Source organism: Variovorax sp. BGA-UO-ETr-C22 (assembly GCF_059567965.1).
In genome coordinates this window covers 397,082-411,016 of record NZ_JCAQPA010000011.1, presented here as the reverse complement: position 1 = coordinate 411,016, position 13,935 = coordinate 397,082, and the positions used below count along the sequence as shown (strand labels likewise).

Annotated in this window: 15 protein-coding genes; 8 read left to right on the top strand and 7 right to left on the bottom strand. The window is 68.7% G+C overall.

Annotated features, from left to right (window positions below; genetic code table 11):
* The first annotated feature begins 28 nt into the window (after positions 1-28).
* Complete coding sequence (locus AC57B8_RS21775) at positions 29-1,102, top strand: pirin family protein (protein ID WP_496480743.1); 1,074 nt, start codon at positions 29-31, stop codon at positions 1,100-1,102.
* 24 nt (positions 1,103-1,126) lie between these two features.
* Here the strand turns inward: AC57B8_RS21775 and AC57B8_RS21770 are convergent, their stop codons facing one another.
* On the bottom strand, positions 1,127-1,417 hold the full coding sequence (locus AC57B8_RS21770; RefSeq protein WP_062473524.1) for a YciI family protein: 291 nt from the start codon (positions 1,415-1,417) through the stop codon (positions 1,127-1,129).
* Between the two features lie 208 nt (positions 1,418-1,625).
* On the opposite strand from AC57B8_RS21770, the gene AC57B8_RS21765 reads away from it, so the two are divergent.
* The 3 genes from AC57B8_RS21765 (at position 1,626) to AC57B8_RS21755 (ending at position 3,231) form a co-directional block, all read left to right on the top strand.
* Positions 1,626-1,934: a putative quinol monooxygenase gene (locus AC57B8_RS21765; protein WP_496480742.1), complete on the top strand. Its 309-nt coding sequence runs from the start codon at positions 1,626-1,628 to the stop codon at positions 1,932-1,934.
* 94 nt (positions 1,935-2,028) lie between these two features.
* Positions 2,029-2,619, top strand: coding sequence for a hypothetical protein (locus AC57B8_RS21760; protein WP_095948372.1), 591 nt, complete (start codon positions 2,029-2,031; stop codon positions 2,617-2,619).
* A 15-nt stretch (positions 2,620-2,634) separates the two neighbouring features.
* Complete coding sequence (locus tag AC57B8_RS21755; RefSeq protein WP_447748458.1) at positions 2,635-3,231, top strand: hypothetical protein; 597 nt, start codon at positions 2,635-2,637, stop codon at positions 3,229-3,231.
* Positions 3,232-3,302: 71 nt separating this feature from the next.
* On the opposite strand, the gene gap is transcribed toward AC57B8_RS21755, so the two are convergent.
* Together gap and AC57B8_RS21745 are read right to left on the bottom strand one after the other, a co-directional pair.
* A complete protein-coding gene (gene gap, locus AC57B8_RS21750) occupies positions 3,303-4,304 on the bottom strand; it encodes a type I glyceraldehyde-3-phosphate dehydrogenase (RefSeq protein ID WP_369630712.1) in 1,002 nt (333 codons plus the stop codon).
* 63 nt (positions 4,305-4,367) lie between these two features.
* Entirely contained in the window at positions 4,368-6,473 is a 2,106-nt protein-coding gene (locus AC57B8_RS21745) for a transketolase family protein (protein ID WP_062473533.1), read from the bottom strand.
* Between the two features lie 149 nt (positions 6,474-6,622).
* On the opposite strand from AC57B8_RS21745, the gene AC57B8_RS21740 reads away from it, so the two are divergent.
* The 4 genes from AC57B8_RS21740 to AC57B8_RS21725 are packed head-to-tail and all read left to right on the top strand — an operon-like array spanning position 6,623 to position 10,094.
* Positions 6,623-7,012 carry an S-adenosylmethionine decarboxylase family protein gene (locus AC57B8_RS21740; protein ID WP_062473535.1) on the top strand — a complete coding sequence of 130 codons (390 nt, stop codon included), beginning with the start codon at positions 6,623-6,625 and terminating at the stop codon, positions 7,010-7,012.
* A gap of 14 nt (positions 7,013-7,026) precedes the next feature.
* A complete protein-coding gene (locus AC57B8_RS21735) occupies positions 7,027-7,755 on the top strand; it encodes a nucleotidyltransferase family protein (RefSeq protein ID WP_496480741.1) in 729 nt (242 codons plus the stop codon).
* Positions 7,752-8,696, top strand: a complete 945-nt coding sequence (locus tag AC57B8_RS21730; protein WP_496480740.1) for a hypothetical protein — start codon at positions 7,752-7,754, stop codon at positions 8,694-8,696. Before AC57B8_RS21735 ends, AC57B8_RS21730 begins: the two co-directional genes overlap by 4 nt.
* Before the next feature lie 6 nt (positions 8,697-8,702).
* Positions 8,703-10,094, top strand: a complete 1,392-nt coding sequence (locus AC57B8_RS21725; protein ID WP_062473541.1) for an aminopeptidase P N-terminal domain-containing protein — start codon at positions 8,703-8,705, stop codon at positions 10,092-10,094.
* A 7-nt stretch (positions 10,095-10,101) separates the two neighbouring features.
* Here AC57B8_RS21725 and AC57B8_RS21720 read toward each other — a convergent pair whose 3' ends face one another.
* The 4 genes from AC57B8_RS21720 to AC57B8_RS21705 all read right to left on the bottom strand — a co-directional run bounded on the left by AC57B8_RS21720 (position 10,102) and on the right by AC57B8_RS21705 (position 13,909).
* Complete coding sequence (locus tag AC57B8_RS21720) at positions 10,102-10,449, bottom strand: DUF3325 domain-containing protein (protein WP_307582388.1); 348 nt, start codon at positions 10,447-10,449, stop codon at positions 10,102-10,104.
* Positions 10,449-12,095: a PepSY-associated TM helix domain-containing protein gene (locus AC57B8_RS21715; protein WP_496480739.1), complete on the bottom strand. Its 1,647-nt coding sequence runs from the start codon at positions 12,093-12,095 to the stop codon at positions 10,449-10,451. The genes AC57B8_RS21720 and AC57B8_RS21715 overlap by 1 nt, the downstream gene beginning before the upstream one ends.
* Positions 12,092-12,400 (bottom strand): DUF3649 domain-containing protein, encoded by a 309-nt coding sequence (locus tag AC57B8_RS21710; RefSeq protein WP_496480738.1) that lies wholly within the window; start codon positions 12,398-12,400, stop codon positions 12,092-12,094. The genes AC57B8_RS21715 and AC57B8_RS21710 overlap by 4 nt, the downstream gene beginning before the upstream one ends.
* Before the next feature lie 156 nt (positions 12,401-12,556).
* Positions 12,557-13,909 (bottom strand): esterase-like activity of phytase family protein, encoded by a 1,353-nt coding sequence (locus AC57B8_RS21705; RefSeq protein WP_496480737.1) that lies wholly within the window; start codon positions 13,907-13,909, stop codon positions 12,557-12,559.
* Positions 13,910-13,935: the final 26 nt, after the last annotated feature.

Sequence of the window (13,935 nt, the reverse complement as noted above, 5' to 3'; positions counted from 1 at the left end):
CGTGCCTGCCTCACCAAGGAATACCGACATGTCCGACAGCAACGACAACCACAGCGCGTCTCCCATCGTCCAGGTCCAGCCGCTCGGCTTCCCGTGGCAGACGCTGGACCCCTTCCTGTTCTGCGTCTACCACGACGACGCGTACCCGAAGGGCAACGGCCGCATGGGCCCCGAGGCCTCGCTGGCCGGCCGCCAGATCGGCCAGGACTTCAGCCGCAAGGACGGCTGGAGCATGTACCACGGCGAGACGGTGCCGGGCTTTCCCTCGCACCCGCACCGCGGCTTCGAGACGGTGACCATCGTGCGCAAGGGCCTGGTCGACCACTCCGACTCGTTGGGCGCCACCGCGCGCTTCGGCGGCGGCGACGTGCAGTGGCTCACGGCGGGCAAGGGCATCGTGCATTCGGAGATGTTCCCGCTGCTGGACGCCGGCGCACCCAATCCGCTGGAGCTGTTCCAGATCTGGCTCAACCTGCCGGCGAAGAACAAGATGGCCGAGCCGCACTTCACGATGTTCTGGTCGGAGGCGATTCCGCGCTTCGCCTCGGACGACGCGCAGGGCGGCCGCACCGAGGTGGCGGTGATCGCCGGGCGCTTCGGCGGCGATGACGCGCAGGCCCAGGCGGCCATCGACCCGCTCGCGCCGCCGCCCGATTCGTGGGCCGCTCAGGCCGGCGCCGACCTGGCGATCTGGACGCTGCGCATGACGCCCGGCGCGCGCTGGACGCTGCCGCCCGCCACGGGCGAAGGCACGCGGCGCATGCTGTATTTCTTCAAGGGCGCCACCGCGCAGGTGGCGGGCCGGCGCGTGGACGGGCCGGCGGCCATCGAGCTGCGCGCCGACGCGGCCGTGGAACTGTGCAACGGCCCCGAGGGCGACGGCGAGTTCCTGCTGCTGCAGGGCCGCCCGATCGGCGAACCGGTGGCGCAGTACGGTCCCTTCGTGATGAACACGCAGGCCGAGATCGCGCAGACGATGGCCGACTACCGCCGCACGCAGTTCGGCGGTTGGCCCTGGGCCGACCCGGCGCCGGTGCATGGCGCCGAGGCCGCGCGCTTTGCGCGGCACCCGGACGGGCGCGAGGAAGTGCCGGGAGCCTGATCTGCGGGCCCGGCTGCGCGGTTCTCAGTAGCCGCGCAGCACCTCGACGCTCAGCGCGGTCATGCTGGGGATGAACTCGATCACGTCGGTGCGCGCGACGCCGCCCTGCACGAAGGGGTCGCGCGCCAGCACCGCCTCGAGCCCCTCGCGGTCGCCCGAGCGCGCGAGGATCACGCCGCCCTTGCGCGGCACCTGGCGCCCCGAGGCCACGAACAGGCCGCTGGCGTAGTGCTTCTTGAGCCAGGTGACATGCGCATCCATCAGAGCGTCGAGTTCCTCGAGCGGGCGGATGTAGGTCAGGGTGACGATGAACATGGCAAAGGCAGGTCGATGCGGAAGATGACCCGATCCTATGACCTCGCCACGACGGTGGCGGGGCGAGAGTGTGTCTCGCGGGTAACTGTCGCATGCGGCATGTGCATGCCGGCCTTGTCGCCCACCGGACCTGCGCACCGGCGTGCGATCTCGTAGATTCGGTCGTTGCATTCCTCAGTTCATGTCACTTCACCGGAGACCCTGTTCCATGATCCAAGTCGTTGCCGTCATCACCGCCAAGCCCGGCCAGCGCGCCCTTCTGCTCGAAGCCTTCAAGGCCAACCGCGCCGCCGTGCTGGCCGAAGAGGGCTGCATCGAGTACGCCGCCACGATCGACGCGCAGGGCATTCCCCCGTCCAAGGCCAGCTTCGGGCCCGACACCTTCGTGGTGATCGAGAAGTGGGCCTCGCTGCCGACCCTGCAGGCGCACGCGGTCGCGCCGCACATGGCGGCCTTCAGCGCCCAGACCAAGGAGCTCACCGAGAGCAAGCGCATCCACGTGCTCGAACCCATCTGACCCTGCCGCACCGCCGCCGCCTTCGCGCGCGGCGCGATGCCTGCTACCCTCGCGCCGGGGAGAAGAAGACATCTCGGACGAGGGGGTTCAAGACATGGCGATCGTCTCCAGACCGCAGGGCGTGCGCTGGCGCACTGGCGCGCTCCTGCTGGCGGCACTGGCCACGGGCTGCGCACAGCTCGGCGCACCGCCCTATGCCGCCGACTACGAAGCGCTCGACCGGCTCGAGGCCCACAACCCCGGCAAGGTCGCGGTGGCCAAGGTGCAACCCACCGACCCCAACGACAGGATCAACACCCTGGGCCTGCGCCGCGCCAGGCTCGTGTCGCCCAGCGGCACCTTCGCCCAGTACCTCGAAGACGCGCTGATGCGCGACCTGAGCGAGATCTCGGTCTACGACCCCAAGGCGCCGACCCGCATCGCGGCGCGCATCCTCGTCAATGAACTCGACCTGGGCGTGATCAACGGCTCGGGCCGCATGGACGTCGAAGTCACCGTCACGCGCAACGCCGCGCAGACGCTGCGCAAGACCTACCGCGGCGAGATCGCCTTCGATTCGAGCTACGCCAACATCGTGGCCGTGCCCGCCGGACAGGCCGCGTACCCGCGGCTGGTGCGGGCGCTGCTGCGGCAGGTGTATGCCGATCCGCAATTCGTCGCGGCCATTGCGCCGCCTGCGCAATAAGGCCGGGGACGCACCATGCCGATTCTTCCTTCCCTGACGCCCCGGCTGGCCGCCGCACTGGCAACCGCCGTGCTGCTGGCGGGCTGCGCCCACCCGATCACGATGATCACCGAGACCGCACCGCCCCGGTCGACCGCCCACCTCATTCCCAAGAAGGTGGCCTACGTGATGACCGACGCACAGCGCGACCTGCAGGTGACCACCGCCGGCGGCAGCGGCGACCGCGTGAGCTACTACCCGTACCGCGACCTCGAAAAATCGATCCGCGACGCGCTGCGCGCGGTCTACCGCAACGTGGTCGTGCTGCGCACCGCCGGCGATGCCAAGGCCAACGAGGCGGCGGGCGTGTCGCTGGTGTTCACGCCGCAGATCAAGACCGATTCGAGCTCGTCTTCATGGATCACCTGGCCGCCCACCGCCTTCACGGCCGAGGTGGCCTGCGTGGTGACCGACACCGCGGGCGCCGAAGTCACACGCGTGCGCGCGGTCGGCAACGGCACGGCGGAGTTCGGCGAGTTCAACGGCGACTACGGCCTGGCCGCCCGGCGCGCGGCCACGCGGATGACAGCGCAGCTCAGCAGCGAGATACGGCGCAACGAGAAGCTGCGCTGAGCCGTTCGACGGCCACTCGCCCAATAAAAAAACGCGCCCGAGGGCGCGTTTTTCGTGGGAGCCGCGAAGTCTTACTTCGACACGACCTTCACCATCTCGAGGCACTTGTTCGAGTAGCCCCATTCGTTGTCGTACCAGCTCACGAGCTTCACGAAGGTGCCGTCCAGTGCAATGCCGGCTTCGGCGTCGAAGATCGAGGTGCGCGGGTCGCCGCGGAAGTCGGTGGCGACGACCTTGTCTTCGGTGTAGCCCAGCACGCCCTTCAGTGCGCCTTCGCTCTGTGCCTTCATTTCAGCGCAGATCTCGGCGTAGGTGGCGTCCTTGACGAGTTCGACGGTCAGGTCGACCACCGACACGTCGGAGGTCGGCACGCGGAAGCTCATGCCCGTGAGCTTCTTGTTCAGCTCGGGGATCACCACGCCCACGGCCTTGGCCGCGCCCGTCGACGACGGAATGATGTTTTCCAGGATGCCGCGGCCGCCGCGCCAGTCCTTGTTGCTCGGGCCGTCCACGGTCTTCTGCGTGGCGGTGGCGGCGTGCACGGTGGTCATCAGGCCGCGCTTGATGCCCCACTTGTCGTTCAGCACCTTGGCCAGCGGGGCCAGGCAGTTGGTGGTGCAGCTGGCGTTGCTGATGATGGCTTCGCCGGCGTACTTCTTGTCGTTCACGCCGTAGACGAACATGGGGGTGTCGTCCTTCGAGGGGGCCGACAGGATCACCTTCTTGGCGCCTGCGTCGATGTGCTTCTGCGCGGTTTCCTTGGTGAGGAACAGGCCGGTCGACTCGAGCACGATGTCGGCGCCGACTTCGTTCCACTTGAGCTGCGACGGGTCGCGCTCTTGCGTCAGGCGGATCTTCTTGCCGTTGACGATCAGCGTGTTGCCTTCGACCGTGACTTCACCCTTGAAGCGGCCATGCACCGAGTCGTACTGGAGCATGTAGGCCAGGTAGTCGGGCTCGAGCAAGTCGTTGATGGCAACGATTTCGATGTCGTTCTTGAAGTTCTGCACGGCTGCGCGCAGCACGTTGCGACCGATGCGGCCGAAGCCGTTGATACCGAGTTTGATAGCCATCTGACTTGCTCCTAAGGTTGAAAAACTTTTGATCGGACGGGAAGAGGACGAACCGCGCGACGCTCAGTCGCGCAGGGCCGCTTCCACGGTGGCGGCCACGTTCTCCGCCGTGAAACCGAAGTGCTTGAACAGCACGGGCGCGGGGGCCGACTCGCCGTAGCTGTCGATGCCGACCACGGCCGCGCAGCCGTACTTCCACCAGCCGTCGGTGCAGCCCATTTCGACCGCGACGCGCGGGATCTTCTTGGGCAGCACGGCCTTCTTGTAGGCCAGGTCCTGGCGGTCGAAGGTGGTGGTCGAGGGCATCGACACCACGCGCACGGCGATCTTCTTGTCGGCCAGCAGCTTCTGGGCGGCCAGCGCGAGCTGCACCTCGGAACCGGTGGCGATGATGACGGCGGCCGTCTTCTTGTTCTTGAGGCCGACGTTCTCGGGCTCGGACAGCACGTAGGCGCCGCGGCTGATGTCGCCCAGGTCGCTCTTGGCGGCGTAGGCGATGTTCTGGCGGCTCAGCAGCAGCGCGGTCGGGCGCGTGGCGTTCTGCAGTGCGACAGCCCAGGCCACGGCGGTTTCGGCCGTGTCGCCCGGACGCCAGACGTCCAGGTTGGGAATGAGGCGCAGCGAGGCGGCGTGCTCGATCGACTGGTGCGTCGGGCCGTCTTCACCCAGGCCGATGGAGTCGTGCGTGAACACGTGCACCACGCGGCGCTTCATGAGCGCGGCCATGCGGATGGCGTTGCGGCTGTAGTCGCTGAAGGTGAGGAAGGTGCCGCCGTAGGGGATGTAGCCGCCGTGCAGCGCCACGCCGTTCATGATGGCGGCCATGCCGAACTCGCGCACGCCGTAGTTGATGTGGCGGCCGATCTCGCCGTGCGGCGGCTCGACGGCATCGCCCTGTGCGGCTTCGTCTTCGCCGCCCTGGGGCACCACCGGTGCGGGGGGCGCGTTCAGCACGACGGCGCCGGTCTTGGCGTCGAAGCGCAGCGCGGCGGTGCTCTTGGTGTTGGTGAGGTTGGAGCCGGTGAGGTCGGCGCTGCCGCCGAGCATTTCGGGCAGCGCGGCCGTGAAGGCCTCAAGTGCGAGCTGGCTGGCCTTGCGGCTGGCCACGGTTTCGCCCTTGGTGTGGGCGGCGACCACGGTGTCGAACGCGACCTGGTGGAAGTTCTTGGGCAGCTCGCCCTTCATGCGGCGCGTGAACTCGGCGGCGAGTTCGGGGTACGCGGCCGTGTAGGCGGCGAAGGTGTCGTTCCAGGCGGCTTCGGTCTTGGCGCCTTCGGCCTTGTGGTCCCAGTCGGCATACACCTCGGCCGGGATTTCGAAGGCGGGGTAGGGCCAGCCGATGGCTTCGCGCGTGAGCTTGATTTCTTCGGCGCCCAGCGCCTCGCCGTGCGCCTTGGCGGTGCCGGCGCGGTTCGGGCTGCCCTTGCCGATGGTGGTCTTGCAGACGATCAGCGTGGGCTTGGTGGCTTCCTTCTTGGCCTTGGCGATGGCCTTGGCCACTTCCTTGGCGTCGTTGCCGTCGATCGGGCCGACGACGTTCCAGCCGTAGCCCTTGAAGCGCTCTTCGGTGTTGTCGATGAACCAGGGCTTGACCTGGCCGTCGATGCTGATGCCGTTGTCGTCGTACAGGGCGATCAGCTTGTTCAGGTGCCAGGCGCCGGCGAGGGCGCAGGCTTCGTGGCTGATGCCTTCCATCATGCAACCGTCGCCCAGGAAGGCGTAGGTGTGGTGGTCGACGATGGCCAGGTCCTTGCGGTTGAACTCGGCGGCCAGCAGCTTCTCGGCCAGCGCGAAGCCCACGGCATTGGTGATGCCCTGACCCAGCGGGCCGGTGGTGGTCTCGACGCCGGGAGTGACGTCGACTTCGGGGTGCCCGGCGGTCTTGCTGTGCAGCTGGCGGAAGTTCTTGATCTCGGCCAGGGGCAGGTCGTAGCCCGTGAGGTGCAGCACCGCGTAGATCAGCATCGAGGCGTGGCCGTTGGACAGCACGAAGCGGTCGCGGTCGAACCAGTGCGGGTTGGCGGGGTTGTAGCGCAGGTGCTCGCCCCACAGGGCGACGGCCATGTCGGCCATGCCCATCGGTGCGCCCGGATGTCCGGAATTGGCTTGTTGAACGGCATCCATTGCCAGCGCGCGGATCGCGTTGGCCATCAGGGCTTGGTTTGCCATGGGCAGTGGGCTTTCGGGGGAAAAGGGTGGGTGGGGGATACGGGAGAACCCGAGATTTTACCGGGCGAGCCGCGCCCGGCCTCGATACAGGGCCAACACCCCGCTGATGCTCTCTTGTGTCGCAGGCCCGGCTGCTAGAGTTGCCCCCCATGCAAGGGCTGCACCTCACCGCCGATCTCCACGACTGCCAATGCGGCCTCCAATGGCTCACCGACGGGCGCGCGCTCGGCGAGGTCTGCACCAAGGCCGTGGCCGCCGCCGGGCTGCAGGCCGTGGGCAAGCTGGTCCACGGCTTTCCGGCCACGCCGCAGGGGCCGGGCGGCGTGACGGCCACGCTGCTGCTGGCCGAATCGCACCTGTGCATCCACACCTGGCCGGAGCAGCGCGGCGTGACGCTCGACGTGTACGTCTGCAACTTCGGCGCCGACCACTCGGCCAAGGCGCACGCGCTGATGGCCTGCCTGGTGGCGCTGTTCCAGCCCCGCCACAGCGAACGCAACGAACTGCAACGCGGCCGTGTGGCCGGGTCGGTGCAGTGATGGCGGTGCGCGCGATGATCCTGGCCGCCGGCCGCGGCGAACGCATGCGGCCGCTGACCGACGCCACGCCCAAGCCCCTGCTCGAAGTGCGCGGCAAGCCGCTGATGCAGTGGCCGATGGAAGCGCTGGCCGAGGGCGGCTTCACCGAGCTGGTGGTCAACACCGACTGGCTGGGCGCGCAGGTCGCCGCCCGGTTCGGCGCGAACCCCTTGCTGAATGGGCACGGCGCGCTATCAATTTCATATTCCGACGAGGGCCGCGACTTCGGCGGCGCGCTCGAAACGGCCGGCGGCATCGTGCGCGCGCTGCCGCTGCTGGGTGAGGTGTTCTGGGTCGCGGCCGGCGACGTGTTCGCGCCCGGTTTCCGCTTCACCCAGGCCGCGGTCGACCGCTTCCTGGCCAGCGGCAAGCTCGCCCACCTGTGGCTGGTGCCGAACCCGGCGCACAACCCCAAGGGCGACTTCGGCCTCTCGGCCGACGGCCTCGCGCTGAACCAGGCGGCCGACAAATACACCTTCTCGACCATCGGCCTGTACCGCGCCGCGCTGTTCGCGCCGCCGTACTGCGACATCCCGGCCGGCAATCCGGACGGCGCCAAAGCCCCGCTGGCACCGATCCTGCGCGCGGCCATGGACAACCAGCAGGTGAGCGCCGAGCTCTACACCGGCGACTGGACCGACGTGGGCACGCCGCAGCGCCTGCAGCAACTCAACGCCGGGGTCGCGCCGGCAGCGGGCGCATGACGCTCGCGCCGCTGCCCGACGCCCTGCGCCTGCTGCCGCAGCGCCTGCAGGACCTGGCCCTGGCGACCGCCGCCGAACGCAACGACGGCGCGCCCGAAGACCCGCTGACCGTACCGCTCTACGTGAGCGACTTCACGCGCCTCAGCCTCGCGCCCATGCGCCAGGGCTGGCACGTCGAATACTTCGGCGACACCTGGGGCGACGCCTTCGACGAAACCCTGGCCTGCCTGAGCCGGCAGGACGTGGCCGACTGCATCACTTCGCTGTCGTTCAGCGGCCCCGACAGCGGCGCCAACGGCTCGCGCGAATGGATGTTCACGCCGCTGCTCGAGAGCCCGGTGATGTTTCCCCGCCTGCGCTCGCTCTTCATCAAGCCGACGCAGCCGGAGGACCACAACCAGTCGCTCGTCTGCACCAGCGACGGCATCCTCGAGGAACGCGGCGACATCGCGCGCTGGGTGCGCAAGACGCCGCACCTGAGCGAACTGACGGTGCCGAACGCGCCGAACGCCGACTTCTTCGCCGTGCCGCTGCCGCAACTGACCAGCCTGTGCGTCGGCGCTCATTTCGCCACGCAGCACTTCATCCGCCACCTGGCCGCCGCAACGCAGCTGCCGGGCCTCAGGCTGCTGGACTTTTCCGAATCCACCGAGCAGCAGATGGCGTGGCCGGCCGACCGGACGCCCGGCGGCATCACGGCCTTCGAAGACTACGTGGCCTTGCTGCACAGCCCCGTGGGCGCGCAGCTGCGCGTGCTGAGGCTGCGCAACACCTGCCTCGACCTGGCCCAGCTGCAGCAGCTGCAGGGCGTGCGGCAGCGGCTGCAATTCATGGTCATCCAGTCAACGATCGGCGGCTACGTCAGCCACTTTGCACAGGATGTGTTCCCATGGCGGCATCTGGTATCCGCGGACCCCGGACTTGCACCGTATCGAAAGTGAAATCCCATGCTCAATGACACCACGATCTACGCCGAGCGCCGCGCGCGCCTCGCTTCGCAACTGGGCAAGGACGGCATCGCCATCGTCCCGACCGCGCCCGAGCGCCAGCGCAACCGCGACAGCGACTTCCTGTTCCGCCACGACAGCTACTTCTACTACCTGACCGGTTTCACCGAGCCCAACGCCTGGCTGGTGCTGGCGGGCGACGGCCGCGCCACGCTGTTCTGCGCGCCGAAAGACCTGGAACGCGAGATCTGGGACGGCTACCGCCTCGGCCCCGACGCCGCCCCCGCCGCGCTGGGCGTGGACGAGGCCTTCTCGGTGAACGACCTCGACGCGAAGTTGCCGAAACTGCTCGAAAACCGCTCGACCGTGTGGTTCCCCTTCGCCACCCACAAGGGCCTGGAAACCCGCATCGACGGCTGGCTGCAGTCGGTGCGCGCGCGCGTGCGCTACGGCGCGCTGTGCCCCGAGGAGCAGCGCGACCTGTGCGGCCCGCTCGACGAGATGCGCCTCGTGAAGGACGCGCACGAGCAGGACATCATGCGCCGCGCCGCGCAGATCAGCGCCCGCGCCCACATCCGCGCGATGCAGCTGTCGGCGCGCATGCTGCGCGAGGGCAAGGACGTGCGCGAGTACCACCTCGATGCCGAGCTGCTGCACGAGTTCCGCCTGGGCGGTTCGCAGTACCCGGCCTACGGTTCCATCGTCGCGGCCGGCGCCAACGCCTGCGTGCTGCACTACCGCGCCGACGCCGCGCCCGTGCGCAAGGGCGAGCTGGTGCTGATCGACGCCGGCTGCGAGCTCGACGGCTACGCCAGCGACATCACCCGCACCTTCCCGGCCGATGGCAAATTCAGCGGCCCGCAGCGCGCGCTGTACGACCTGGTGCTGGCCAGCCAGGACGCCTCGGCCGCCGCCACCAAGGCCGGCAACCGCTTCAACGACCCGCATGATGCGGCCGTGAAGGTGCTGGCGCAGGGCATGCTCGACCTGGGCCTGCTCGACGGCAACAAGGTCGGCAGCGTCGACGACGTGATCGATTCGCGCGCCTACTTCCAGTTCTACATGCACCGCACCGGCCACTGGCTGGGCATGGACGTGCACGACTGCGGCAGCTATGTCGAACCCACGCAGGTGGGCGAGGTGAGCGAGCGCAAGGACCCGCTGTCCAACGAACTCATCAAGAACCGCCCGAGCCGCATCCTGCACCCGGGCATGGTGCTGACGCTGGAGCCCGGCATCTACGTGCGGCCCGGCGAAGGCGTGCCCGAGAAATTCCACAACATCGGCATCCGCATCGAGGACGACGCGATCGTCACAGCCACGGGCTGCGAACTGATTTCGCGGGGGGTGCCGGTGAAGGCGGATGAGATCGAGGCGTTGATGCGCGCCTGAGCGCGGATCAGCCGGGCAGCGCGCAGAACAGCGCCTGCCCGATCGCGAGCACCGCGGCGCCCATGGCAATGCGCGGAAAACGGTGCGGCAAGCCACTCAACAGCCCGACCGTCGCCAGCGCCGCCGCAGTCAGCGCCCCGAGCCACAGCACCCACCCCACCGACCCGCCCGCCGCCTCCAGGCTGGCCCACAGCGACAGGCACAGCAACGCCGTGCCCCCGAGCTGCAGCCATCGGCGCCAGGCGCCCGGCGTGTGGCCGCGGCCGAAGACGTCTTCGCTGTGGCGGTCCATCGCGAGGCTCAGCGCACAGAAGCCGGCCAGCGAGGCGGCGAACACCAACCCGAGCAGCGGCATCACGACCCCTGGCCCGACGCGGCGAGCTCGGTCGGCGGCGGCTTGACGGCTTTCTTCGGCGCGGCCAGCGCCTTGCGACGCTTGCGCTCCACCAGCCAGGTCGCACCCGCGAGCCCCAGGCCGAGCGCGATCGCCACGAGGTCGAAGCCCGCCACCGAACTCGGGCCGCTGCGCAGGCTCACGGTGAGCGGCGCGGGGCCGGTGAAGGCATTGAGCACCGGCAGCAATGCGAACAGCAGCGCGCCGAGCGCAAGCTGCGCCTGCCACATGCGCAGGGTCGGGCGCAGCAGCCCCAGGACGGCGGTGGCGCCCCAGACGATGAAGAACCAGCGGATCTCGGCCTCGTTGCGGCCGGCCACGTCGACCGGCAGCAGGCGGTTGGCCCAGAAGAAGGCGGCCATCGCCACGGGCAGGCCGGCGATCGCACCGAGGTTCAGTCCGTCGACCAGCCGCAGGCCGAAGCCGATGCGCCCGCCCTGCTTGAGGGTCTTGGCGTATTTCTGACGCTCCTTCACGGCCCACAGCAAGAGGCCCGTGGCCACCATCAGGCAGCCCGCCAGGCCCGAGACGAAGAACAGCGCGCGCAGCAGCGGATCGGCAAAGCGGCCGATGTGCAGGCCGTAGAGCACGCCGCGCGTCTCGGCCGCGGCCTTGGGCACGTCGCCGAAGCTGCCGATGAGCGCGCCGGTCGTGCCGTTGAACTGCATGCTGGGCTGGTCGTACGACAGGTGCCGGCCTTCGGCCCGCGTGAGCGAGACCACGGCGTTGGCGTCGTTCGGCTGGTGCACCACGATGCGGCCGACGGGCGCGCCGTCCCAGTGGGCCGTGGCCTGCGCCACCATCGGCGCGAGGGGCGCCAGCGCGGCCTTCGTTCCCGAGGCCTTGATCTGCGTGCGCACGCCGCCCGGGAAGGCCTCGGCGAAGAAGGTGTCGTTGCCGCCGTGCGCCTTGTAGGCCACCTGCGGGCCCCACGGCATGTACATGAACATCAGCGTGACCAGCCCGGTGTAGGTGATCATGGCGTGGTACGGCAACGCGAGCACGGCGGTGACGTTGTGCGCGTCGAGCCACGAGCGCTGGCCCTTCTTCGGGCGGAAGGTGAAGAAGTCCTTGAAGATGCGCTTGTGCGTGACGATGCCGCTGACGATGGCCACGAGCATGAACATCGCGCAGAAGCCGACGATCCAGCGCGCCCAGAGCGCGGGCATGTAGTGCAGGTCGAAATGCAGGCGGTAGAAGAACTCGCCGCCGCGCGTCTCGCGCGGCGCGGTGATCGCCTGGCCCGTGGCCGGGTCGAGCATGGCGCGGTCGAAGCTGCGGCGCCGGTCCACGGGCGGCGAACCGGGCGGCGGCGGCTTGGCCCACAGCAGACTCACGCCGGGCTCGCGCTCGGTGGGCAGGGTGATGAACCAGCGCGTGGCATCGGGCGCGTGGCGCTGCATGAAACCCAGCGCGTTGTCGGCGGCCACCGGCTGCGGCACCGTGCCAGGCGCCACGGCGTGCAGCTCCGGCTTCATCCAGAAGGTGATCTCGTCCTTGAAGTACGAGGCCGTGCCGGCCGCGAACACCATGAAGAGCACCCAGCCGACCAGCAGGCCCGACCAGGTGTGCAGCCAGGCCATCGACTGACGGAATCCTTCCTTCATGCGGCACCTCCGCCGCCCTGGGTCCACAGCAGCAACAGCAGGCCCTGCAGGGCCGCCGCGATGGCAAGGCCGGTCCAGGCGCGCCACGCCGAGCGCGCCGCGAAGACCCACATCACAGCCACGGCGTAGACGAGGAAGGAGGCCAGCGTGCCGGTCAGCGCGGCTTCGCTGCGCGCCATGCCGAAGAGGGCGGGCAGGCCCAGCGCGAGCACGGCGGCCGACAGCGCAGCCACGCCGTAGCCGCCCGCGATGGCAGCAACGGCCCGCGACGCGACGCACATCCGGTAGCGGAGGCCGGCGCTCACGACGGGCGCCGGACGACGTGCAAGGTCGTTCGGAAATTCATGGGACAGAGGGAGAGGAGAAACCTGGAGAATGAGAATCATACTCATCTTCTCGGTTTTTCTCGCCCCCGCCCATCCCGCGAGCGGGGCCTTGAAAGGCGGGCGCCGCCGTACGCCTTACTTCGCCTGCAGCAGCGCGCCGGCCTCGAGCAGCACCAGCTCGTTGTCGTCGGCCTTGTTCGGCTCGCGGCTGCTGGAGAAGGGCAGGTTGTTGTCGTTGCCGACCACGATGTGCGTGGCATCGACCACGTCGACGTTCTCGATGGTGAAGAACGGGAATTTCAGCACGCCGTCGTTCAGCGGCTTGGGCGCGAGCTTGTTCGGGTCGGCGATGTTCAGCAGGTCGATGTAGCCGATCTTGCGCACCGCGCCGCCCACGTTCGCGTCGCTCAGCTCGACCTTGTAGACGCGCTTGAACTTCGCGATGTCGTGGAAGCAGTCGGTGCGCTTCTGGCCTTCGGGGCAGGCCTTGTCGCTCGTGCCCTCGCCGTTGTCGCGCTCGATGATCAGGCCGGTGGTGCCGTCGATCATGTTGAAGTCGCCGATGGCGTGGCCGTTGGCTTCGAGCACGTACTTCCAATGGCGGCCCGTCCACTTCTCGGTCGCGACGTCGAACTCCAGCACGCGCAGCGCTTCCTTGCCGTCGACCTTCTCGTACTCCTTGACCTCGGCGTTCCACACCGGGCCTTCGAGCAGCGCATAGAGCTTGCTCCCGTCCTTGGACGAGGCCATGCCTTCGAAGCCCTTGGAGCGCTTGACCTGGAAATCGACAGCGCCGCCTGGTGCGCCCGGCGTGGTGACCGCGGGGTGATCGGGCGAGCGCACGGCCTTGCCGTCGACCTGCGTATCGAACACCGCGAGCACCTTGCCCTTCAGGTCGGCCTTGATCAGGAAGGGGCCGAACTCCTCGCCGATCCACAGCGCGCCGCCGGCGAACTGGAAGCTCTCGGGATCGAAGTCCGAGCCGGTCAGGTAGCGCTGCTTCGTGCCTTCGTGAACGATGCGGAACGGCACCTTCTTGTCGGGGTCGTGCAGGAAGATGGTGTTCAGGCGATTGAACTTGCCGCTCTTGAAGTCCACCTTGTAGTGGTTCAGGTAGAGCATGAAGTCGGGCGAGTTGGCCTTCGCGCCGGCACCGTTGTCGGTGAGGATCCAGAACGTGCCGTCGTCCATCTTCTTGATGCCCGAGTGGCCCTGCAGCGGTTGGCCCTTGAAGGGCACCGAGACGCCAGTGCCGCGGCCCGCCGAGAGGCCTTCGACGGTGCCCAGCGCCTCGACGCGCTTGCCGGTGGTGAACTTGCCGCTGGCCTGCAAGTCGGCCGGTGCGTCTTTCGGGGCGGCAACGAAGCTCTGCGCGGGCAGCACGGCGTGGCCGGCGAGCGTGGCGGGGAAGGCGGTCTGTGCGGCCGCGCCACCGCAGGCGAGTGCGGTGGCCAGGGCGATGAAGGAGAGGGAGGCGAGACGCGTCATGGGCAGAAGAAAGGTTTCAGTCGAAA

What these genes read in the sequence shown, in the direction of transcription:
- AC57B8_RS21775 (WP_496480743.1), top strand. Translation starts at nt 29, where the DNA reads ATGTCCGACAGCAACGACAACCACAGCGCGTCTCCCATCGTCCAGGTC.
- AC57B8_RS21770 (WP_062473524.1), bottom strand. Translation starts at nt 1,417, where the DNA reads ATGTTCATCGTCACCCTGACCTACATCCGCCCGCTCGAGGAACTCGAC.
- AC57B8_RS21765 (WP_496480742.1), top strand. Translation starts at nt 1,626, where the DNA reads ATGATCCAAGTCGTTGCCGTCATCACCGCCAAGCCCGGCCAGCGCGCC.
- AC57B8_RS21760 (WP_095948372.1), top strand. Translation starts at nt 2,029, where the DNA reads ATGGCGATCGTCTCCAGACCGCAGGGCGTGCGCTGGCGCACTGGCGCG.
- AC57B8_RS21755 (WP_447748458.1), top strand. Translation starts at nt 2,635, where the DNA reads ATGCCGATTCTTCCTTCCCTGACGCCCCGGCTGGCCGCCGCACTGGCA.
- gap (WP_369630712.1), bottom strand. Translation starts at nt 4,304, where the DNA reads ATGGCTATCAAACTCGGTATCAACGGCTTCGGCCGCATCGGTCGCAAC.
- AC57B8_RS21745 (WP_062473533.1), bottom strand. Translation starts at nt 6,473, where the DNA reads ATGGCAAACCAAGCCCTGATGGCCAACGCGATCCGCGCGCTGGCAATG.
- AC57B8_RS21740 (WP_062473535.1), top strand. Translation starts at nt 6,623, where the DNA reads ATGCAAGGGCTGCACCTCACCGCCGATCTCCACGACTGCCAATGCGGC.
- AC57B8_RS21735 (WP_496480741.1), top strand. Translation starts at nt 7,027, where the DNA reads ATGATCCTGGCCGCCGGCCGCGGCGAACGCATGCGGCCGCTGACCGAC.
- AC57B8_RS21730 (WP_496480740.1), top strand. Translation starts at nt 7,752, where the DNA reads ATGACGCTCGCGCCGCTGCCCGACGCCCTGCGCCTGCTGCCGCAGCGC.
- AC57B8_RS21725 (WP_062473541.1), top strand. Translation starts at nt 8,703, where the DNA reads ATGCTCAATGACACCACGATCTACGCCGAGCGCCGCGCGCGCCTCGCT.
- AC57B8_RS21720 (WP_307582388.1), bottom strand. Translation starts at nt 10,449, where the DNA reads ATGCCGCTGCTCGGGTTGGTGTTCGCCGCCTCGCTGGCCGGCTTCTGT.
- AC57B8_RS21715 (WP_496480739.1), bottom strand. Translation starts at nt 12,095, where the DNA reads ATGAAGGAAGGATTCCGTCAGTCGATGGCCTGGCTGCACACCTGGTCG.
- AC57B8_RS21705 (WP_496480737.1), bottom strand. Translation starts at nt 13,909, where the DNA reads ATGACGCGTCTCGCCTCCCTCTCCTTCATCGCCCTGGCCACCGCACTC.